The following is a 23,832-nucleotide window of genomic DNA, read 5'->3' on the forward strand; positions in this document are numbered from 1 at the left end:
TCTCTTCTTGTTAAATTATCAAATCTCAAGTATAATTGGTTTAGGTGATAACATATGAATATACTATTTTGTAGTGGTGAAGCACATCCGTTCAGTAAATCAGGGGGCTTAGCTGACGTTAGTTATGCTTTACCAAAAGCACTATCAAAAAAAGGGCATAAAATCAAAATCATTACGCCTTTGTACAAAAAAATAGCCTCACAAAAAGAAAGTTTTAAACATATAGGACAAGCAACAATTAAGATGGATAATCGTGAAGAAGTTGCAACCTTCTATGAAACAACTTATGATCACTTAACCTATGTTTTCGTTGGTCATGATACTTACTACTCAAAATCTAAGTACTACGGTCATGATGATGATCCTGAAAGATTTACTTTTTTTAATTTTGCAATTTTAGAGTATGTAAGACTTACACAAGATTATCCGGATTTAATCCATTCAAATGATTGGCAAACGAGCTTAGTACCATTTTTCCTAGATGTCTTTTATAGACAGCAAAATGATGAGTTCAATAAAATCAAGACATTATTATCCATCCACAACTTAGAAAAACAAGGTGCATATGGGTTAGAAGTTGAAAAACTATTTAATCATAAAAATTTCACTTACATCCATATGAATCAAGTTAACTTTTTAAAATGTGGTATTATGCGTGCTAATGCGATTAACACAGTTTCTGAAAACTATAAGGATGAGATCCTAACTCGTTTTTACGGATTCTCACTTGAGGGGCCACTAAAATCAAGAAAAAACGATTTACATGGTATATTGAACGGTTTTGACGATGAACTTTATAATCCAAAAAATAATGAGCACATATATCAAGGTTATGATGAAAATACATTTTCAATTGGAAAGAAGATTAACCGTAGAGCATTACTAAAAGATTTAAATCTTAAAGAAGAACAAAATATTCCAATTGTTTCATTCATCCATAGATTTGCACGCCAAAAAGGGATTGATATCATGATGGAAGTGTTGGATGATTATTTAAAGATTGGAGCGTTATATTTAATCGTTGTTGGTTCAGGAGATGCTTTATACGAATCTTATTTCATGAAACTTCAAAAGAAATATCCGGAATACGTCTACTATAAAGAAGGGTTTGATGTATCACTCGAACAAAAAATATATGCTTCAAGTGACTTATTCTTACTTCCAAGCCTATTTGAACCTTGCGGTTTAAATCACATGATCGCAATGAAATATGGCTCATTACCAATAGTTAGAGAAACCGGTGGTTTAAAAGATACTGTTACACCATACAATAAATTTAGTGGTGTGGGTGTAGGATTCACTTTTAAAAACTATCATAAAGACGATTTAAGAGAAGCCATCGATCAGGCACTTGATTTATATCACAATAATCAAGAAGATTTTGATAACATGATTCAACAAGCTATGCACATCAGATATTCTGTATCTAGAATGGCAAGTCAATATGAGGCTTTATATAATCATATTATGAACACTTAAATCATAATTATGCTTTATGCTTTTTTATAACAAAAAATGGGCAGGACTGAATCTGTATTCAGCCTTGCCCATTATTTATTTTTGCTCAATTTTTGTTTTTAAGTCAGGATCAAAAGTCTTTTGTCTAACCATTTCAATTTCTTCTAAATATGGTGCTTTTTTATCGATATAAGGCGTTTCCAATATTTTTGGCACATCTAGGAAATCTGGATGATATATTACTTTTAATAACGCATCGAATCCCAAATAGCCAAAGCCTAAATTCTCGTGTCTATCTTTAGCTGCACCTTGTACATTTTTACTATCATTGATATGAAAAACGGATATCATCTCTTTACCAACGACTTCATCAAAATGTTTAATCACACCTTCAAAATCATTTTTAATATCATATCCAGCATCGTGTGTGTGACATGTGTCAAAACAAACACTCAAGCGTTCTTTATGCTCAACAAGGTTGATGATTGACTTTAACTCTTCAAACGTTTTTCCAACTTCATTACCTTTACCTGCCATCGTTTCAAGTGCGATTTTAACGGTTAAATCTTTTGTGTTTTCAATCACTTTGTTTAAACCTTCTGCAATCCATCTAATCGCTTCTTCTCTATCTTTTCCTACTGCACTACCTGGATGTAGAACAATTTGAGTAGCACCCATAAATGCAGTTCTTTTAATTTCTTCAGTTAAGAAACGGACTGCGAAATCTCTTTTTTCTGCACTCGGATTTGCTAGATTCATAATATAAGGTGCATGAACAACAACTGCGTTTATATCAAACCCTACTTCATCCATATATGCTAAAGCTTCTTTAGCTTTTAATTGATCCATTTTTTTACGAATCGTATTTTGAGGAGCACCTGTATATATCATCAGTGCATTAGCGTTATAACTTAAGGCTTCTTTAACTGAACCTAAATACATATCGTCTCCTGACATAGAAACATGGCTACCTATTTTGATCATAAAGTTCTCTCCTTCTCGCTTGTTTTTTAGCTTTTGTGACTTGTTCTTTATTTTTCTTTTTATAGTTAGGTTTTACCTTTTTAGGTTTTTTAACCGATTTGATTGCATTTTTTTCAGCTTCTGACAAGGGTCTTTTTTTACTTACTTTTTCAATTAAACCCTCTGGTGTTAATTGATACTCTTTAAAATCTACGAGTTTTCTCAGTTTATCAATACGACGATGATCATCAACATTTAAAAACGTAATAACGATACCAGAATCGTACATTCTACCAGTTCTACCACTTCTATGCATAAAGAACTCTAAATGATGCGGTAAATCAAAATGAATTACGTGTGAAATCTTGAAATCAAGACCTCGTGCTGCTAAATCAGAGGTAACAACATACTGATATTTCATATGTTTGATTTCATCAATGATTTGCTTTCTACGTTTAATGCCTAAGCTTGATTGGAAATTAACGACATTAAGACCTAACTCGTATAATGACTCATAAACTAGATCTTGATTCTCCTTCTTACTCACAAAGATAAAACATACATATGGATTAATATGTTTAATGACTTTCTTTAAACTTTCAAGTCGATCTTGATGTTTAATATTGATCAATTGATACTCAATATCTAACTCATGTGATTTAGATGTGTCAATCAAATCATATGTGCCAAAATATGCTCTAATAAAAGGTTCCATTTGTTTCGTAATGGTTGCAGAAAATAAAAGATATTTAGCGTTATTCATCATGGCAATAATGCCATCAATCCAACCCATAAACTCTTCATCAAACATCATATCTGCTTCATCTAAAACAAGATATTTTGCATCTTTGATGCTTAAAGCTTGTTCATCAACAGTTAGATACTTTAATCTGTTAGGTGTTGCGATGACAATTTGTGGCTGTGCTTTTCTCAGCCATTCTACATCTTTTTGCTTGTCTCGACTTGCTTCATAAGCTTTAACTGTAAAGCGATCATCAGTTAACATCAACATTTGATGAACTTGAACAACAAGTTCATTGGTTGGTACTAAGATAACCACTTGCGTTTTCTTAAGATTAACATCTAATCTTTCTAAAATCGGTAAAAGGTAAGCATGTGTTTTACCTGTTCCTGTAGGTGCAAGTCCAACCAAATGCTTTTTATGGTCAATAGCAGCAAAAACACCATCTTGAATAGGTGTTGTTGTTTTAAATCCTAAATTTTCTAATTTCTCTTTAATATACATATAAAATCACCATAGTTATTATATCATACTAAAGTAAATTGCCTTTAAAAATAACATATTTAAGTTATAATAGAATTGGTGATGAAAATGAAAGTAATTGATTTAACACCTAGAGGATATTGCCATGGTGTTTTAAACGCAATGGCCATCGTTAAAAAAGTCATTAAAACCGAATCTTATCCTAGACCTATCTATGTTTTAGGACAAATTGTACATAACCAAAAGATCACAAAAGCATTTAAAGCATATGGTGTCATTAGTCTTGATCAAAAAGGCAAAACACGACTTGAAATGATTGAGCAAGTCAATCAAGGAACTGTAATCTTTACAGCTCATGGCATCAGTGATAAAGTGATTGAACGTGCAAAAGAAAAAGGCTTGACATACCTTAACGCAACCTGTAGAGATGTTTTAAAAGTACATAAAGCAGTAAAACAAAAACTAGATGAGGGCTATCAAGTGATTTATATTGGACATAGAAATCATCCAGAACCTGAAGCTATTTTAGATATTGATCCATCGATTTTATTTGTTGAACATGAAAAGGATGCCATGCTTCTTCCAAATGATTTAGGAGATAAGATTTTTGTAACTAACCAAACAACATTAAGCTTGTATGATATTCAATCAGTACTAGCTATTATAGAGACGAAATATCCAAGTTATATCTTTGATAACGAGATTTGTAATGCAACTACGGTTAGACAACAAGCTGTATTAGATCAAGAAAAAGTCGATTTAATGCTTGTAGTTGGTGATCAAAAAAGCAGTAACTCAAATAAGCTTGCTGAAGTCTCTAAAAAATCTAAAAATATACCTAGCTACCTCATTGGGGGAGTTGAAGATATTGATTTATCTTGGTTACAAAATATATCCTCAGTTAGTGTAACTTCAGGTGCATCAACGCCGACAAAAGTTACTGAAGAAGTCATAGACTTTTTAAAGCAATATAAAAAAGATGATCCCAACACGTGGCATCATCAAACAAAATTATCTGTTACAGATGTATTATAGGATGATTAAGTAAGCTAACTTAGTTTAGCTTGCTACGCTTCATCCTTTTTTTTATAAAATGCTTCTTCTCGTTTTGTAAAGGATTGATAGTTAAATAGATTAATGTCAATTTTCAAATCTTTTTTTAAAAGAAGTTGTGATAGTCCTGCTCCAGCAAGTCTAATTGGAGTGCCATCATAATTTTTCTCGAATAGGTCTAAGATTTGATCGTAGATTTTATCATAATCATCCGTATAATCGTTGAAAGAAAAGGATCTTGTCATAAGATTAAAGTTCGTATCTTTTAATTTTATGCTTACAGTTTTACAAACCATTTCTTCCTTAACTAATCTTCGATGTGATTCATTGAGCTGTTCTTTTATGACATCTATGATTGCGTCAAACTCATCCATTGGATAGTTAAGTGTTGTTTCATTACTAATAGACTTTGGTAGTGCATATTGATTAGGATCAATAACATCACTACTTCTACCTAAAATATGATCGACATAGCTTAAATAAGAACTTTCTGACATGAGTGTTAGTATTTTATGCTTGTGCTCTTCTTTAATGAAGTCACCAATCGTCATAATTCCTAGATCCATAAGTCTTGGATATGTTTTTTTACCAATACCAAACATTTCTTTTATTGGTAGAGGTAATAATTTTTGAACAATATCTTTTTTTCTAATGACTGTGATACCCATCGGTTTTTTTAGATCTGAAGCCATTTTCGCCAAAAACAATGTTGGAGCAATCCCTATGGAGCATGGCAACTGATATGTATCATATAAGCCTTGTTGAATTTCTTTAGCTAAATCTAAGGGATGTTTATGTTCTGATGCTTTCGTCATATCAATATACGCTTCATCAATCGAACCAGGTAAAATCAAATCTGAATATTTTTTTAAAAAATCAAAAAAGTGATTTGAATATTTTTTATATAATCTAAAGTCTGTAGGTACAATCACAAGTTTAGGATATATGCTCAAAGCATCATTAACGCTCATTGCTGAATGAATGCCTAGTTTTCTAGCAGCATAATTTGCTGTAGATACTACACCTTTTCTCATGGATGAACCCCCACCAACAACAAAGACTTTATCTTTAAGATAAGGTTCCTTAATAATTGCACAACTACAAAAAAACGCATTTAAATCAATATGAAAAATGATTTTAACATTGTTTTTCATTTAAATGACTTCCTTTCAAAGCGTTTTTATAGTATAATAAACCATGATGAATTAAACGAGGTGATATTATGGCAAAAACAGAAGAAAAACAAACAACAACTCCAAAAAAGAATCATTACAAAAACCCAACTGAAACATGGTGGGGTAAAGCTGTTGTATGGGTTTTATTTTTTGGAATGGTAGGATTAATTTTAGTTGGTTTTATCTTATCCATCATTAATGGTAATGCTTAATGAATAAGAAATAGGTGGGAACACCTTTTTTCTTTATATAGCTATTTTTTCAATAGCATTTTTGCTTGTTCAATCGCAAAATGACTCAATTTTTCATCACTTAACATCATACCAATCATCTCAATTCTTTGGTCTAAGTTAAGTTTTGTAATGTGAGTGACCATGCGGTTGTTTTCTTTATGTTTTGTAATACCATAGTGATGATCTGCTTTAGCAGCTACTTGTGGTAGATGAGTAATCACTATGAGTTGCATATCTTTTGAAAGTTCTGCCATTTTTTGTGCAACTTTTGCGGCCGTTTTCCCGCTAATTCCAATATCGATTTCATCTAGCACTAGCATACTCAGTTGATTTGATTTAGCGTAAATGCTTTTTAATGCAAACATAAATCGTGCACGCTCACCACCACTAGCAACTTTAGCAAGCGGTTTAATCGGTTCACCTTCATTAAGTGATATCATAAATTCTACTTGATCAAGTCCAGATTCAAGCAAATATTTTTCTTCTTTTTCAATACCATCAAATACGATATCAAAACTAGCCTTTTCCAAATCTAAATCTTTAAGTTCCAATATCATGTCTTTAGATAACTTTTTGGCAAGTTTTTGTCTGAGTTCTCTTAATTTCAACCCTGCTTGATAAGCTTCTAAAAAAGCTTCATCGAGCTCTTTTTTTGCTTCTTTGATGTACTCATCATAATCTGTAATCATGAGCAACTCTTTTTTAATCTCATGATAATAATCTATTAAATCGTTAATTTCCTTTTGATACTTTTGCTCAATTTTGATCAGTTCAAAATGACGTTCTTGCATCAAATTAAAGCGGTCTTGATCAAAATCAAGACTTTCTATTTGTTGATAAATCCTTGATTTCACATCATCAATCTCATAATAACTAGAGGATAGTCTATCCGCCATATCTTGATAAGATTCATCTAGGTGCTTGATTTTATCAAGTGCTGATGATGCGTCATATATATGATCAATTTGATAAATTTCTCCATCTAAAAACGTATATGCGATTTGTAGTTCGTTCATAATCTTATCGTAGTTTTTGAGCTTGTTTAGTTCTTCTTCAAGATGTAATTTTTCATCAGGTACTAAATTATAGCCTTCCAACTCTTTGATTTGATATGCGAGAAATGATTCTTTCTCAACAGATGCTTCCTTCTTATTTTTCAACTGTTCAAAGGCTTTCTTTTGATCTAAAAATTTACTTCTTTTAATGAGATAATGATTTAAATGTTCATCTACTTTTTTAGAATCTACTTGATCGATAAATGTTAAGTAGTAATTGCGATCAAAAAGTGTCATTGAGTCATTTTGTGAATGGATATTTCCTAATATTGACATGACTTCTTTTAATCTATTCAAAGTAACGACTTCATCATTAATTTTCATCACATGTCTAGAATTCGCATCGATTTCTCTTCTAACTGTGATTTCTTCATCTAACCCTAATATTTCTTGTTTATCTTTAGGCAAGTGAAAAGTCCCAACAACAACGGCTTTTGACTCGCCATATCTAATCATTTGTTGGTCGCTTCTTTTACCAAACAATAGATGTAAAGACTCTAAAATAATCGTTTTACCAGCACCAGTTTCACCTGTTAGTGCAGTTAATCCATCGTTAAACTCAATTTCTAAATCGTCAATCAAAGCGAAATGACTCACTTTTAAGGATTTTAGCATATAACCTCTCCAACAACATCTTTAATGTTTAAATCATTTGTTTTAATGCTATTCATATAAAGAACAAATTCTTGATTTCCTTTTTTGCCCTTTAAATGCGCCTTTTTTAAACCTACTAAATGAAATCCATAACTTCTAATCTCTTGTAAAACATTTTTTAAGATATGTTCAATATCTTTTTTATCTTTTATTACACCCTTGAACTTATTATGTCCAGCTTCAAACTGAGGTTTGATTAAACAGATCATTTCACCTTTGAAGCCTTGTAAATGCTTGATGATTGGTAAGATCGATGTAAACGATACATCAATCAGACAAACGTCTGCATCAACGACTTCTACATCTAAAAAATTAGTTTGTTCAAATAGTCTTATTTTCGGATGATTCCTTAAGAGAAAATCCATTTGATTTGTACCTACATCATAAGCATACACTAATTTTGCACCTTCTTGAATACTACAATCAGTAAATCCACCTGTAGAAGAACCAACATCTATGATAACTTTATCAAGAAGTGATATCTTAAAGTCGATAAGTGCATAAAATAATTTTTCTCCTGCACGACTTACAAAGTGTTTTTCTTCTTCGATTTTTATCAAATCATCTTCTTTTATCTTATAACCAGGTTTTAAAACAACTTCACCATTGATAGAAACAAGACCACGTTTAATGAAATCCGTGGCCTGAGATCTTGATTTTACATAATGTTGTTCTAGCAAATATACATCAAGCCTCATTAAATCAGTTCCTTTATCTTTTTGACTATACTATCTATATCCATATGACAAGCTTTCAACATATCGTTATAATGTCCGTGTTCGACAACTTGATCAGTAATTGACATCTCTAAAATTTTATGATGGTGTTCATGTTTAGCCATGTATCTTAATATTTGTGGATAAAGTCCACCAATATTAGATACTTCCTCATAAACTAATACTTTTACATCTTTACTAAATATGTTTTTTAACATGTTTTCATCGATTGGCTTAATAAATCTTGCGTTAATGATGGTTGCATCAACACCTAATTGATCACTCGCTTGAGACAACAAATCCAGACTTGGTCCATAACTGATTAAAACTATGTCTTCATTCCCTTTTTTGTGATAAGTCCAAGTCGGTTTGATATCATCAAATGTTACATCCATCGTTTTATCAAACTCAACAACACCTCTTGGATATCTAATCACAAACGGGTGCGACTGTTTCATAAACCCATAATATAAAAGATTAAAAGCTTCTTTAGCATCATATGGCATAGTTATAACCATATTTGGCATTAAGTTAAACATGGATACATCAAACAATCCTTGATGGGTCGATCCATCTTCACCAACGATACCTGCACGGTCAACTCCAAAGACAACATGATGATCAGATCTTGAAATATCATTTAAGATTTGATCAAATGCTCTTTGGCTAAACGTAGCATATAAAGGATAAAATACTTTAATCCCTTGATGTGCCATCATGGCAGCCATGGATGCACCATGTTCTTCAGCAATACCAATATCCAAATAACGATCAGGGTATTTCTTTTCAAAATCTATCATCTTAGCTCCCACAGTCATTGCAGGCATAATTACAAATGTTTTTTCGACATCTTGCAACTTATCTAAACCAACCGCGATACATTCACTCCATGAAATTCCAGCTTTATTGCCTTGATCTTTTTTAGATACCCCATGGTATGTACCAACGATATCATTTTCAGCATCTTTATGTCCTTTTCCTTTATCAGTAATGATATGAAGGACAATACTTTCTTTGATACGTTTAATCCGTTTTAAATGATAAATTAAACTCTTTAAATCATGACCATCTATAGGTCCAATATACATATATCCTAAATCTTCAAATATATTTTTCCTTTGTAATAATGTTCTTATACTTCTTTTGATTCGACTTAAAATTCTAATCAAAAATTCTGGTAAAACTCTATGCCAAAATCTTTTTGACTTAATAACAAAATGATTACTTCTAAATCTTGTAAGTGCTCTTGATATCGAACCTACGCTTTTAGATATACTCATTTGATTATCGTTTAGAATGATGATCCCTCGCTGCTTAGCATCATTACCTAATAGGTTTAACGCTTCAGTACTCATTCCATTCATAATGGATGCATCACCAACAACAGCAATCCCTTCCCCTTTTTCTCCTTTAAGAGATTTTGCATATAAAATGCCGTAAAGGGCAGATAGTGCAGTACCTGCATGTCCGCTTTCCCAAAGATCATGAATAGATTCTTTATAATTAATATATCCAGACAAACCATGTGTTTGTCTTAAAGTATCAAAATGTTTCGCTCTGCCTGTTAAAATCTTATGTGTATATGCTTGATGACCTACGTCAAAAATGATTGCGTCATCAGGGCTATTAAACACATGATGTAACGCAATAATCAGTTCGACTGTACCTAAATTTGAACTTAGGTGACCACCTGTTTTTTCGATTGAATCAATTAAAAATGTTCGAATATCTATTGCTAATGCTTCAAGTTCTTTAAGTGATAAATCTTTTAAAAATGAAGGATCTTTTATGTCCAAAAGATTCATCTTAAGATTTAATCTCCTTAACAACTAACTTTTCAGCACTTTCTAGCATTTCGTAACAAGCTTTAGATAATTCTAGTCCTAATTGATATTTTTTAACTGCTTCATCGAGTGGTATATCCTTATTTTCCAAATCTTTTACGACTTGTTCCAATTCTTTTAATAATGTTTCAAATGATTTTTCAGCCATTATTTTTCCTTCTTTCCTTTTACTTTAGTGTATATATAACCATCTTGTAGTTCAATTTCGATATCATCATCCATATGTACATCATCAATCGTAGTAAGTACATGTTGATCTTTTTTAATCATCGCATATCCTTTATCCATGAGCAATAACGGAGATAGTGCATTAAGAGCATTTTTCAGTGCATCAAATCGACCTACTTTATACTCATAAACATGTTGGATATTTCTATTTAGTGAACCATCTATTAAATCTAACTTCTCTTTATAATAATCAATTTTATCTTGGGGATGTTTCATTTTTTGAGTAAGTTTATCAAGAACTACCCTTTGATTACCAATATAAGATGTCATGTGAAGTGATAATAAATCATCAAGCTTTGATATATCTTTTTTATATTGATCCAATCTAGATAATGGAGAAACTCTCTCTAAGCTTTGATCAAGATGAAGAATCTTTGTTTGATAAAATTCTATAAAATCTAACATATTTTTTTGATTTTGATATTTGTAATCATTAATTTTTTCTATTAAATCTACTTTATTAGGTGTCGCTAGTTCTGCAGCTGCTGTGGGTGTTGGCGCTCTTAAGTCACCTACAAAATCTGATAGAGTAAAATCAGTTTCATGCCCAATCGCTGTAATAATAGGTATTTCTGAGTTGTAGATGGCTTCTATGGTTGGTAGTTCATTAAAACCCCAAAGGTCTTCAATGGATCCACCGCCACGACCAACGATTAAAACATCAACTTCATTCTTTTTATTTGCTAGTAAAATTTGATTTCTAATACTTTCACTAGAACCAGGGCCTTGAACAAGTGCTGGGTATAAATGAATCTCACATAACATATATCTTCTTGTTACTGTGTTTGTAATATCTTGGATCACAGCACCTGTAGGAGATGTGATAACTCCAATTTTTTTAGGGAATTTTGGAATTGGTTTTTTATGTGCTTGATCAAAATAACCTTTTTCTTCCAGTTCTTTCTTTAGTTTTTCATATTTTAAGTATAACTCACCTATGCCATCAAGCTTTAATGATTTTACTTGTATGCTGTATGAACCGCTTGGCTCATAAACGCTCATACGTCCTTCAATTAAAACATGATCGCCTTCTTTAGGTTCGAAGCTCACATCCATCGTATCTCTTGAAAACATGATACAGCTAATAGATGCACCTTCATCTTTTAAAGTAAAGTAAAAATGCCCCCGACTATGACGCTTAAAATTGGAGACTTCACCTTTAATTAAGATATGCGTTAAATGCTTATCTTGTTCAAGTTTTACCTTGATATATTTAGTTAATGCAGTGACAGTTAAATATACTGGATGATTCAACTATGCTCAACCCCTAATGGCTTTTGTGATTTGATCAATGACCTTATTATTAAACTTACGTTGCTTCTCATCATCTAAATTTGTGTAAATTTTAGTAAGTTCAATTGCTTCATTAATAATGATTTCTTTTGCCAAATCTGTATGCATCAGTTCATAAGTAGCAAGCCTTATAATGGCGCGGTCTAAATAACTTAAACGATATAAACTGTAGTTATATAGATTATCCTCAATCACTTGATCAATGTCATCTAATTTCTCTATAATATCATTAAAAACCGATTGACTTTCCTCAATCTCAAATGTTGGTATAAAAGTGATTTTTTCACTTTGATATAAGTCGTATTGATAAAGCACTTGCATCAACTCGACTCTTACTTTTCTTTTGTCTAAATTCATGTTTATTACCTCGTTCTTATTTTAGCACAAAATCACCTTAATTAAAAACATCTCACGCATTTTTATAGATAAAAAAAATGATTGAATTAGACATTTAAAATTGAGATATTCAATATTCATTTTAGACAATATTTTATGAAAAGAAACTATGGTTTCAAATATATCTTTGCATCTTTTTGTATGAACATGAGTTTTCATGATATAATTAAATTAATTTAAAATATTAAGTATATTTAAAGGAGCATGTTATGTTTAAGCTAGCAATCTCAAAACTAAAAGAAAAAAAATATATCGTCCAAGCTTCACTCTTCTTCATCGCTTTTATGGCAATTTATCAAGTTGTCGATTCACTCAACATGAGCTATTCAGAAATGCGAGAAACTTATGGACAAGCCTTAGTGATAACAAATATTACACTAAATATTGTGATGAGTCTATTATCGACGTTACTCATGCATCTTTCAACTGTTATGGTTGAACTCAAAGGAAAAGAGGGTAAGGGATCAACATTTGGTTTTCTATCTGTATTATTTGGTATCTTAACCTATGGATGTACAACATGTGTCATTGCTTTTTTTGCAAGTGTAGGTATTGCTTTTTCAGTCATTGCATTACCACTAGCAGGTCTGCCTTATAAACTCATATCATTAGTTCTTATCATGATCGGTTTAATTTGGATTAGACATGAACTGATTCATGGAAAATGTAAAGTTAACTTAAAACCAAATACAGAAGAGGTCTAGCACTTCTTCTTTTTTTATTTTTAGTGTTGACAATGATTAATCCTTGGTATATAATATGAATTGTGACAGGGTTGTCATATTGAATTTTATTTTTTTTGAACTCAGTATGACAAGGTTGTCATAAAGGAGGTAGGCTATGCCAACACAAACATTTTATAATTTACCTGATGATAAAAAAAACAGGATTTTGGATGCGATAACTGATGAACTTGGTTTGCATGCATATGAACATGTGAATATCCAAAATATCATCAAGCAGGCTAAAATATCAAGAGGCAGCTTCTATCAATACTTCGAAGATAAAGATGATTTATTTGACTATTTCTTAGAACAAATTAAACTGCTTAAGTTCAAATTCTGGGGTCCATTGTTTCAAATGGATACAGATATCTCATTTATGGACCGTTTTAAACAGATTTATATTAAAGGGATTGAATTTGAAAAAGCTTATCCGAAGTTAGTCAAAGTTGCTAAAAAGGTTACGAGTTCAGAAGGTTTAATGCAAAAACAGAAGTTTCAAGAAGGACTAAAACAAGCACAAATGATGTATGAATCATACATCATTAAAGATCAAAACAACGGACTTATCAGAAATGATATCGATCCAAAATTATTATCAACCGTACTAAATGAGCTCATGAACAAAATTACAATCGAAGAACTGTCTAAAACAGTTACAAATTTAAAAACAGTAGAACAAAGAGCTAGCGAGCTCATAGATCTTATAATGAAAGGAATATGTACACATGTTTAAAGTAGAAGATTTACATTTCAAGTATCCGAAAAACAAAGAGGAAACCATTAAAGGGATTTCATTTGAAATCAAAAAAGGAGAAATCTTCGGATTTTTAGGACCTAGTGGTGCAGGTAAATCCACCACTCAAAAAATATTGATTAAGTTACTGGATCAATATGATGGATTAATCACTTATAACAGTAAAAACATTTTAGAATTAGGTGAATCATTTTATGAAAATATTGGTGTGAGTTTTGAAATGCCAATTCACTTCTCGAAAATGACTGCAATGGAAAATATTGAATTTTTCTTAAAGCTTTATAAAAAACACAATGATGTTGAAGCATTAATGAAAAAAGTAGGTTTATGGGAACATAAAGACAAAATGGTTGGAGAGTTCTCTAAAGGTATGAAGATTAGATTAAATATCGTTCGAGCATTACTCAATAGTCCTGAAATGCTTTTCTTAGATGAACCAACCAATGGACTTGACCCCACAAACGCTATGATTTTAAAAGATATGATTCGCGTTTTCAAACAAGAAGGTGGAACAGTATTTATTACATCTCATATCATGAGTGACATCGATCAATTATGTGATAGAGTAGCTTTTATCGTTGATGGTCAAATCAAAGAAATAGATTCACCAAGAAACTTAAAAATCAAATATGGTAAACGAACTATTAAAGTTGAGTATAGTGATAATAATCATACAGAAACTCAAGAGTTTCCAATGGATGACATAGGTAAAAATCAAGCCTTTATAGACCTTATTAAAAATAAAAATATCGAAACCATCCATTCAGGCGAAACAACTTTAGAAGACATCTTTATCATGGTAACAGGAGTTGATTTGGGTCATGAATAAACTCTTACTTCTCATCAAAGGAGAGCTACAAAGACTCAATAAATATAACGTAACAACCATTAGTTTTGTTGTTGCAATCATATGGTTTTTACTTCTATATTTTATTGATGACATTGATGTATTATCACGACTGCTACCCTTTATTATCGTTGTTGACGCGACAATGATGTCGATATTATATGTTGGTGCGATGATGTTTTTCGAAAAAACTGAGTTCACCATATCTACGATGCTCGTAACACCTGTGTCTCACAAAGATATGATTTTATCAAAAGTGATTGCAAATACGATTCATACATTATTCTCATCGATGTTAATCATTTTGGTATTCTTTTTCTTAAAAAATGTTGAAGTCAATTGGTTTTTAATCATCCTAGCATTAATCCTATCTGTTTCTTTTCACTCATTACTGGGCTTCATATTCAGCTATAAAACCAAAGACTTTACGGCAATGCTTGTTGGTGTCATGATCTTTTCATTTGTATTTTTAATTCCACCATCACTTTATTTCTTTAACATATTACTCAAAGGTGAAGTTTGGGAATACATTCTAATCATCCTACCAACACAATCTGCGATTAATCTTATTGAAGCTGGTTTTGGATCACCGATAACCTTGAAATTCTATCTCAGTTTAATTATTTTATCTCTTGGAGGATTTGCGTTATTTCAATTTTATGTCCTTCCAAAGTTTAAAGATTATGCTGTTAGACAAAGCGGGGTGTAATCATGCTAAAAAGATTATTATTACACGAACTAAAAAGTATTACAAGAGATAAAATGTATTTATTTCTTTCGATTTATCCAATCATTATGGCTATCATTGCATACTTTTTAATACCTTATTTAGAAGAACAATCTTCTGCCATGGCGTCAAACATTGTTGTATTAGTTTTCATTTTACTTAATGGCTTTATGTTTGGTGCAATCACAGGATTCACATTATTAGATGATCAAGATGATAAAGTTTTACTTAGTTTAAAAATTACACCGATATCTGTTAGATATTATGTATTGCTTAAATTACTTATTAGCTATATATTAGGTGTATTTGCGACATTCATTTTAATCATGTTTAGTGGTTTTTATCAAAGCGTTGATATCCTTGATTTAATTTTTATTATCGTACTTGCTCCACTCCAGGGGCCGATATTCTCACTGCTTATTAATGCTTTAGCAAATAACAAAGTAGAAGGATTTGTCATCATGAAGCTTTCTGGTATTATCTTATTAATACCTATCGCATCACTATTTTTAATAGAATGGACAGAACTATTTTTAGGATTTATCCCAGGATTTTGGACATCAAGAATCATTTCTATGCAACTGATCCCTCAAGACTATTTCCTAAATTCATCAACTTTGTATTTCATCATTGGCGTTATTGTCCATATCATTGTTGGTACATTACTTTTTAAATTATATACAAAAAAACATAACTTATAGGAGGTAAACTATGGATACTCTAGCGATTATTTTAATCATCTATGGTGCGTTAATACTGGTAGGATTATTATTTCAATTCCCATTCTTTTACAACAATGCAAAATCCAAGGCAATGATTAAGCTCATGGGTAAAAAGGGCTATAACATCATGTTACTCGTATTAGCTGTTGTAGCTTTAACTGCAGGCATCATCCTAATAACTTAAAGAAAAAAACGGTTTGGTCATTTCATTGACTAAGCCGTTTTCTTATTCAACATATAACTCCCAGGTAAGTGGGTTTGCATCTGGAACTATGTTTTGATGATTTGCAAGTGCTGTATAATATTCACCATTATATAAAACCATGTCACCGATTTGATAATGATTATAACTTAACCATACCTCAGAAATCTCAAACCATAAACCATTACTTACCGATGTTAAACTGGGTTCAACACCTGATGCTAAAACATCTAAAGCTTTGTAATATGTACCTAAGTGAAAAACAGTATTACCATCTATATAAGTCGAAAACGGATCATAAACTCTACTCGTATTCAACAACCCAAGTGATGATGATGTACCTGGTTCTGAACCAACACTATATAAATAAGTATACCCTGGTTGAACTTCATAAGTGATCTCATTATAGATAAATCTTTCACCTACCACATATGTACGTAATTCATCAAGCTCAAGTGCAACAGGAGTATAATGATAGGTTTCATCATATCCCCAAAGTTTATCCAAAACAACACCTTCAACAATGTGAATCGTTATAAAGTATCTTTGTGGAATTCTCGATGATGGAATCTCTAAGTAGTCTCCTGAAATTAAGTCTTGTGATGCTTCAATGTAAAAGTCAAATCCAATCGGTAAATCAACATCAATCTTATAGGTTCCATCTGTGGAAGTTGCAAATGGTAAATTCTCATATACTAATAATTCTTGATTGAAATATGAAAATAATTGCATCTGATTTAAGTAGTTATTAATATCACACGCTTCTCCCTCTTCAACACGACAAACATTTACAGTAACAAACACTTCTTCAATGAAACTTGTCGTATCATTCATTACAGTAATATCAATCTTAACATTATTTGTCGTATCTTGTACTGTGACGTAATAATCAACATAATTATTAGGATTTTCATCAAAATCTTCAGCATAGATTCGATAATGAACAAAAGTGAAACTTACCCCATCACCGAAATCTGAGTAATCAGCAGTTAGTTCAGGTGATTGATAATCGTAATGAAGATTGTTTTCATCAATCACTTTGTATATCTTAGCTCCATCTGGAACATAAAAAGTAGGTGTATAGCTAGCTAAGTTTGTTCTTTGTACCTGACCTAAAATCCAATATGCAACTTCGTTTTGATAATCTCCATAATCTATACCCGTAGTCGGTAGAACATTAATAATTCTTTGTGTACGGTCTTCTATCGGATAAACATAATACCCTTCATAATCAGCAACTGTTATTGGATCAACTTCGATAATTGTTGAGAAAGCATCGATGACAGAATCAAAAACGGAGTTTGATGCGAACAAAATATTTTCAAGGTAAGCATTATCATTTTTTAACTTAGTCGCATCAATAGGTGTGAAATCAAATGTCCAATCAAAACTATATCCCCATAGTACAACCTCGGAATGGTAAGTAAGCATAAACTGATAATCACCTTTAGGTGTTGCTTTATTCAAGTCAACTTCAAATCCTATACCATTTATTGTCGAAATAAAGTAGTCTATGTTTTCGGTTGCATCATCAGTACCATTTAATGGTGTGAAAAAGCTAGATACAGAAAGTATTTGATCATTTGGGAAGAAAACATCATTAAAGTCGTACTCAAAACGTAAAGTTGGTCCTTCTTCATAGAAAATATCAATAACAGTTAAAGGCAATGGTAACTCGCCACCATTTTTATATGCAACTTCAACATCTTGATACAATGGTCTTTCTACAAGACGATGTGTAAATGTATACGTCGATCCATTTTCTGCAACTAAGTGATATATGATATCGTATTGATGTCTATAGCCTTCTATTTTTGTAATCGTTAAATCAATATAATCAATTGTCGAAAACGTCGAGATCTCAAGACCTTCTAAATAGTTAGGTAAAGATGATGGAACATCTAAGTAATATATATCATCGATACTAGATAGATTTGTAAAATTAACAAAATCTGTTTGTGAGTTACCGTCAATGTAATACAACCCATAAGGTATTTCAGATGTATAGACGTTAGATTCCGGAGTGATTTCCTCTCCTTGATAAACTAACGATAATACATTAGCATTTCCACTTTCTAGTTTTGAGAAATTAATGCTATAAGTATCACCCGTAATTAAAGTTGTTTGTATACGATAGTCTCCACTTGGAAAATCATCTTCTGGTATGAAATCAATGGACACATTTCCATAACCCCATTCACCAGTTTGATTATTAAATCCTTGGTTGGTTGAAACATAACCTTTTTCAAGTCGATATAATGAAGTATGTACCTTAACACCTGTGTTATTATCAAAAATCTCTACACTCGGTAACAAATAGTACAAATCAGAAATATTAAATGTTTCATAAGTCAAACTAATATAACCATTGGTTCCATCATATTCATAAAATAAGTTCTGTGATGCCGTTACATTTTCAACATTGAAACTTCCTGGAAGTGCACTAACGCTATTAACAAGTAATATATCCAAATCTGATATTTCTTGATCTGCTGTACGTATAACTCTAATTGTATAATCTTTGTATGTAGCTGGATCTTGTGCATCATAAGCTTCAGAAAAAACTCTCACAGTTCCATAATGGTCTTCAACACTATCAATGTAAAAACCAAACTCATCATACATTTGATCATAGATACCATAACTTCTAGGAATCGATACGTTTGTTGTAATTGCTGTACCATCATTGATCAAAGAAGCACCATCGGATATTGTGTAAGTTTGTTCATCGATATTTGCTTTAAAGAAAACATTTGATTCTGGATAAACTGTAACATTTGGTGTTAATCCTGCATTTACATAAGTTACAAGTTCAGTATTAGGTCCTATATAGCGATATAATGCTCTTGTATAACCAGACTCATAATACTGTTCATATGCGCCATAACCGGTAGATGCTGTCTGAATTTGATCAAGACGGTAGCCTTCCATGTTGTAAAATGTCCAGAACCAAATCTGAGTAACTGTATAACCAGAAAAATCAACAATTTCATCTATAACTCCTGTACCAATTGATCCAGAAGTGTTTGTATATTGATAAAGTGGAGGATTTAATCTTGATAATCTAGTTTCTTGATACTCATAATACTGATTTCCTCTTACGACATTATAAACAGTAGTTCCTGATAGCTCAGCATATGGACCTATAGGAATCATTTGATCATTAACCTTTTTATGTGTACCTACCCATTTATAAGTCGGTTCACCACTACCTAAAAGGTTTGGCACATATCTTGCGCCAGTAATACCCGGGGATACCTCTACATATTTTGATACTGTTAAATTTTGTGGTGTTTGTCCATTTAATATCAAAGCATTACTTGGTATATAATAAGTTAATAACCCTCTTGCTTCATCGATAACAGGATCAGTTAATGTTAGTCCGTCTTCGATATAATCACCATTGCTATCAACTTGCTTTATTTCCAAATCATAAATTGTTGTTGCAAACACACTTTTTATTTGTCTCATCAAATGATACAAATCATTACTGATAGTACCGGGAGTTAAGGAGTCACCTAGCCATGAAGAATCTCCTGTCGGATTTGCCTCATCATAAATATTTAACCCTTCAGTTTCAAAATGATCTGGAATAAAAATACCATTACCAATGCCACTACTACTAGATAATGCATAAATACCAGTAAAAGTATTTGAAGTATCAGCTTCAATTTGATCTAACAGTGGTTCATTCACTTTTTCTCTTGGCAAGTACTGAATATAATCTCTAATATATTGGTCAGTACTACCAAATACTGGTCTAGAAGATCTAAATCCAAATGTTTCATAGAAGATACCATCTTCACCATCATTGAGTTCATAACTTTGAATATCTTGACCGAATTGTCTTTCAACTGGAAAAATCCAAATATAAATTAAGATGGTGAACTCAGTAAAAGGTGGTACTGAATCATCATTTGGATTGGTTGTTGCCATATTTGCTAACATTCCAGAAATAACACCATCAAAAGTATCAATCAATTCTTCTGAATCATAGAAATTAGATGCATCCGGAGCTGGAGCACTTGCAAACATATCAATCTGATCATCAAAGTTTAATAGGTATCCAAAATAAATTCGATCTATCGGATAGTTTACGTTCCCAACAAATTGCCATGTTGTAGTTCCAGTATGAAATTTACCTACAATAGCTCCAAATCCTGATTGAGTATTTGTTGGTGGAGTCGCAGTATTATTATATGATAGTTCATCAATACTACTATCATATGCTGTAATTTGTCTTATCTTACCGTAGTTCATTGAGTTTGATATAAAAACTTCATCGTAGTTTACAGTTCCAAAGCGATTATAATAAATAAATCCAATAATGCCTGAAGCTAAATATTTAGAATAAACATTACCGTAATTCACATTATTAATACTCGATAAAATACCAATTGCAAAAATACCTGCTGCTTTAGAACGGGTTTCATTGACGATTGTATATCCACTTTCATTAACATTACTAAAAGCAAATATGTTTCCGTAATTTATACTGAATGTTATTTTAGCTCGCTCGTTATCATGCGTATTTTGAACGAGAACACTTCCATTTTCTAATCGATCATTTCTCACTGCAATCCCTGCAGCATGTGCAAATCCCAGACTTGTATTAGAGATAACTCTAATATCTCCATGATTCGCTGCATCTTTAAGCTGTGCATACTCACCACTCATTAAATACGCAATCCCCGCGGCTTCAACTTCATCTAATGATGTTTGAATATTATTTACAATATCTATATCGCCAAGATTAATTGCATTCGTTAGGAGTGAACGGTTATATAAAACGATACCAGAAGCTCGAATACTTCCGTCAAAGTCGCCTCTCACAAGAATATCGCCATCATTTAGTAAAGTATCTAAATAGCCACTTTCATTCGTTATATCAATGGAATTGTGAGAAATGCTTAAATCGTCATAAATCGCACCTTCATTTTTATGATAACCTAATATACCTGAAATATAAACATCATAGTTAGCATACACACTACCATCTTTTATGACACTTATATCACCTGTGTTAATGATTTGTTCTGCATGATATCCTAATGACAATGATTCAAAAACACCATATACATTTAGTCTTGGACTAGTTACAAGATTTGTCATATGATCCACATATATCTCAATATCACCTGTTTGTCTTATATGAGTGAAATTGATGCTTTCACCTAGTGCAACACCTGCAATCTGTACTAAATCATTGGTTAATGTATTCTGTGAATACAAATCAAGATGTCCTGTTTGATATAGTTTTGTTGCATCAATTTGATCATCTGTAAGATTTGTCAAAATACCACTGTAAGTATCTATAAGTGAAAGATCTATTTGATTTTGTAGAATATCATGATAAATCCCATAGAGTGTTGCTGATGTATCTGTTATTGTCAAGACACCAGATATATATACATCAATATCATCTAAAACGGTATCAGACAAAACACCAATAGTATTTATATCCATCATGCCGTGATTAGTCATACTACTTATATTAAGATCGTTTTCTAAGTCAGAAAAATAACCGATACCATTTTGATATAATGATAGACTTTGATCGATATGGGTTACCATCTCTCCAGCATTAAATACATATTCAATATTTCCATAGACATCTAAAATATTTGCAAACATAGATGCTACATAAACTGTATCAACAAATCCGTTTTCATATGCAGTAACTGTTCCATCAAAAACTGCTTTATATATTTCATTTAATGTACCATAACCAACCATACCTGATACATAGCTTGTACCAGTATAATCAGCAGTATAGCTCATCCCCTTAACATTTATCATTGACATAGATTCTATAATAGATAAATCATTTGCTTTTGCTACCATACCTGCAACAGCACTGCCAGCAGATTTCACATTGTAAACTTGTAAATCAGAGGTCAAATTTCCTGAAGTTGTTGATTGAGAGATCACACCTCCACCTTCGCCAACAAAACCACCAATAATAATTTGCCCTAGGTTCTCTGTTGATTCTACAACATGTGCGTTAACATCTACATGTACATTTTCAATTGTTCCATGGTTCATTTGTCCTGCAACTGCCCCAACTAATACTTTCGTTCTTTCAAAAGTTTCATCTATGTCTTCTGTTAATATCTCAAGGTTATATATATTGATATCTTTTACTGTTCCAAAAAGTGAGCTAAAAAGCGCATAACTTGCATAGTTACCCAAATAAGTTGCTTGTTCTATTTTTAAGTTTATGATTGAATGATGTGTAATGTCACCACCTTGATTTGCTAATCGATCGTATAATATAGTATCAGAACTTAAAATTGCTTTTGAACTTAATGTTCCACTAAAACCTGTATTAGATGCTTTATAAGCTGTCTTTGATACTTGATTCATGTCAATATCGTGAGTAATGACATAATCTGCAGATCTAAACTGTCCAGATAATCCTAACAGTTGATGCATATATACAAAATCAACCGCATCACTTATAAGCAGTTCTCCATTTTCAACATCTAGTCCTTGTAAAATAGGATATTGGTTATCAACGATAAATTGTGATTCCAATGAAGGTTCTGATGCCAAACTTGTATATGAATCTCTAAAATACCAATCATCATTAAAATTAAGTGGGTTTTGAAAATCATTTGTTGTTAACCCAGTGCCGTAAAGTGTTGAAGCGTCATTATCTTCTAAAACATCACTATCATAATAAACATTATTTACTGTACCTTGATTTGCATAAATCAAAGTACTTGTAGATAAATTAGATTGAATCGCTTGTGATTTTATGTACGGTGTTGAAACAAAACTATTTGACACTGTACCTATATTTCTTGATACCAATCCTGATATATGAAAATTACCTTCAGCATTTATACCTGATGATTGTTCTCTTAAGTCTATATAATAAACATTTTCCACTAAACCTTTATTTTCTCCAGCAACAACGCTTACATGAGTCATGACGCCTTGTTCGAGAGCTTGAATGATAAGCGGATTAATCAAACCAAAATTTTTAACAACACCAGTTGTATCAATCTTAGAAAACATCGATAAATAAACTAAACCTGGCATATATGTATCATACTCATCAACTGTATTTGTAGGTCTAAATATGAGGTTAGTTATTTCATAACCTTGACCATCAAATGTGCCAGTAAATGGCTCATTAAAGCCAATGGGTATAAATAAGTTTTCAATGCTTATTTTCAATGCATCATAATAATCAATATTTTGACCAAGAGCATAATTTAATGATAAATAGATTTGATCATGAGATCCACTTGCAAGGACAGAAAACCTATAGAGTTCAAAGGCAGACTCGATTACATATGTTTTTGATTGATCAATCGTATTGGGATCTGCAACATCCATGATGGTTGAAAACTGAAGATAATCACTTTCAAAAGAAATTGCACTTGGGTTTAACGGTTGATAAGGTAAATCAAAACCATTCCAGGTATGATATTGATCATAAGGTTGACCATATACTTTATCTATACGCAAAAAAGTTCCAACATATAAAAGTGTTGAAAAAATAATAGTAAATATCAACATTTTCCTAATCATTGAAACTTTCATAACTACTC

18 protein-coding genes are annotated in these 23,832 nt (G+C 31.8%); 8 read left to right on the plus strand and 10 right to left on the minus strand.

Going from position 1 to position 23,832, the window contains the following annotated elements; translation table 11 throughout:
• Positions 1–54: 54 nt before the first annotated feature.
• A complete protein-coding gene (locus BK011_02995) occupies positions 55–1,479 on the plus strand; it encodes a hypothetical protein (GenBank protein ID AUD64691.1) in 1,425 nt (474 codons plus the stop codon).
• Between the two features lie 75 nt (positions 1,480–1,554).
• Here BK011_02995 and BK011_03000 read toward each other — a convergent pair whose 3' ends face one another.
• On the minus strand, positions 1,555–2,442 hold the full coding sequence (locus BK011_03000) for a deoxyribonuclease IV (GenBank protein ID AUD64692.1): 888 nt from the start codon (positions 2,440–2,442) through the stop codon (positions 1,555–1,557).
• Positions 2,426–3,667, minus strand: coding sequence for a hypothetical protein (locus BK011_03005; protein AUD64693.1), 1,242 nt, complete (start codon positions 3,665–3,667; stop codon positions 2,426–2,428). The genes BK011_03000 and BK011_03005 overlap by 17 nt, the downstream gene beginning before the upstream one ends.
• An 87-nt stretch (positions 3,668–3,754) precedes the next feature.
• Between BK011_03005 and BK011_03010 the strand changes: the two genes are divergently transcribed.
• Positions 3,755–4,681, plus strand: coding sequence for a 4-hydroxy-3-methylbut-2-enyl diphosphate reductase (locus tag BK011_03010; GenBank protein AUD64694.1), 927 nt, complete (start codon positions 3,755–3,757; stop codon positions 4,679–4,681).
• 32 nt (positions 4,682–4,713) lie between these two features.
• On the opposite strand, the gene BK011_03015 is transcribed toward BK011_03010, so the two are convergent.
• The 7 genes from BK011_03015 to BK011_03045 form a co-directional block, all read right to left on the minus strand.
• The gene (locus BK011_03015; protein ID AUD64695.1) at positions 4,714–5,853 is read right to left on the minus strand and encodes a hypothetical protein; all 1,140 of its coding nucleotides are present in this window, start codon (positions 5,851–5,853) and stop codon (positions 4,714–4,716) included.
• Positions 5,854–6,127: 274 nt separating this feature from the next.
• On the minus strand, positions 6,128–7,777 hold the full coding sequence (locus tag BK011_03020; GenBank protein ID AUD64696.1) for a DNA repair protein RecN: 1,650 nt from the start codon (positions 7,775–7,777) through the stop codon (positions 6,128–6,130).
• Entirely contained in the window at positions 7,771–8,514 is a 744-nt protein-coding gene (locus BK011_03025) for a hypothetical protein (protein AUD64697.1), read from the minus strand. Before BK011_03025 ends, BK011_03020 begins: the two co-directional genes overlap by 7 nt.
• Positions 8,514–10,337, minus strand: a complete 1,824-nt coding sequence (locus BK011_03030) for a 1-deoxy-D-xylulose-5-phosphate synthase (GenBank protein ID AUD64698.1) — start codon at positions 10,335–10,337, stop codon at positions 8,514–8,516. Before BK011_03030 ends, BK011_03025 begins: the two co-directional genes overlap by 1 nt.
• Before the next feature lies 1 nt (position 10,338).
• Positions 10,339–10,524: an exodeoxyribonuclease VII small subunit gene (locus tag BK011_03035; GenBank protein ID AUD64699.1), complete on the minus strand. Its 186-nt coding sequence runs from the start codon at positions 10,522–10,524 to the stop codon at positions 10,339–10,341.
• On the minus strand, positions 10,524–11,858 hold the full coding sequence (locus BK011_03040; GenBank protein ID AUD64700.1) for an exodeoxyribonuclease VII large subunit: 1,335 nt from the start codon (positions 11,856–11,858) through the stop codon (positions 10,524–10,526). Before BK011_03040 ends, BK011_03035 begins: the two co-directional genes overlap by 1 nt.
• A 6-nt stretch (positions 11,859–11,864) precedes the next feature.
• Positions 11,865–12,254, minus strand: coding sequence for a hypothetical protein (locus BK011_03045; protein ID AUD64701.1), 390 nt, complete (start codon positions 12,252–12,254; stop codon positions 11,865–11,867).
• 248 nt (positions 12,255–12,502) lie between these two features.
• Between BK011_03045 and BK011_03050 the strand changes: the two genes are divergently transcribed.
• From BK011_03050 to BK011_03075, 6 genes are all read left to right on the plus strand, one after another.
• Positions 12,503–12,997: a hypothetical protein gene (locus tag BK011_03050; protein ID AUD64702.1), complete on the plus strand. Its 495-nt coding sequence runs from the start codon at positions 12,503–12,505 to the stop codon at positions 12,995–12,997.
• A gap of 136 nt (positions 12,998–13,133) precedes the next feature.
• Entirely contained in the window at positions 13,134–13,751 is a 618-nt protein-coding gene (locus tag BK011_03055; protein ID AUD64703.1) for a hypothetical protein, read from the plus strand.
• Entirely contained in the window at positions 13,744–14,601 is an 858-nt protein-coding gene (locus tag BK011_03060; protein AUD64704.1) for an ATP-binding protein, read from the plus strand. Before BK011_03055 ends, BK011_03060 begins: the two co-directional genes overlap by 8 nt.
• Positions 14,594–15,328: a hypothetical protein gene (locus BK011_03065; GenBank protein AUD64705.1), complete on the plus strand. Its 735-nt coding sequence runs from the start codon at positions 14,594–14,596 to the stop codon at positions 15,326–15,328. Before BK011_03060 ends, BK011_03065 begins: the two co-directional genes overlap by 8 nt.
• 2 nt (positions 15,329–15,330) lie before the next feature.
• Positions 15,331–16,047, plus strand: a complete 717-nt coding sequence (locus BK011_03070) for a hypothetical protein (protein AUD64706.1) — start codon at positions 15,331–15,333, stop codon at positions 16,045–16,047.
• 10 nt (positions 16,048–16,057) lie between these two features.
• Positions 16,058–16,252, plus strand: a complete 195-nt coding sequence (locus BK011_03075) for a hypothetical protein (GenBank protein AUD64707.1) — start codon at positions 16,058–16,060, stop codon at positions 16,250–16,252.
• A gap of 42 nt (positions 16,253–16,294) precedes the next feature.
• Here BK011_03075 and BK011_03080 read toward each other — a convergent pair whose 3' ends face one another.
• Positions 16,295–23,824: a hypothetical protein gene (locus tag BK011_03080; protein AUD64708.1), complete on the minus strand. Its 7,530-nt coding sequence runs from the start codon at positions 23,822–23,824 to the stop codon at positions 16,295–16,297.
• Positions 23,825–23,832 lie beyond the last annotated feature (8 nt).

Source organism: Tenericutes bacterium MZ-XQ, assembly GCA_002838205.1.
Taxonomy (GTDB): Bacteria; Bacillota_I; Bacilli_A; order Acholeplasmatales; family Acholeplasmataceae; genus Mariniplasma.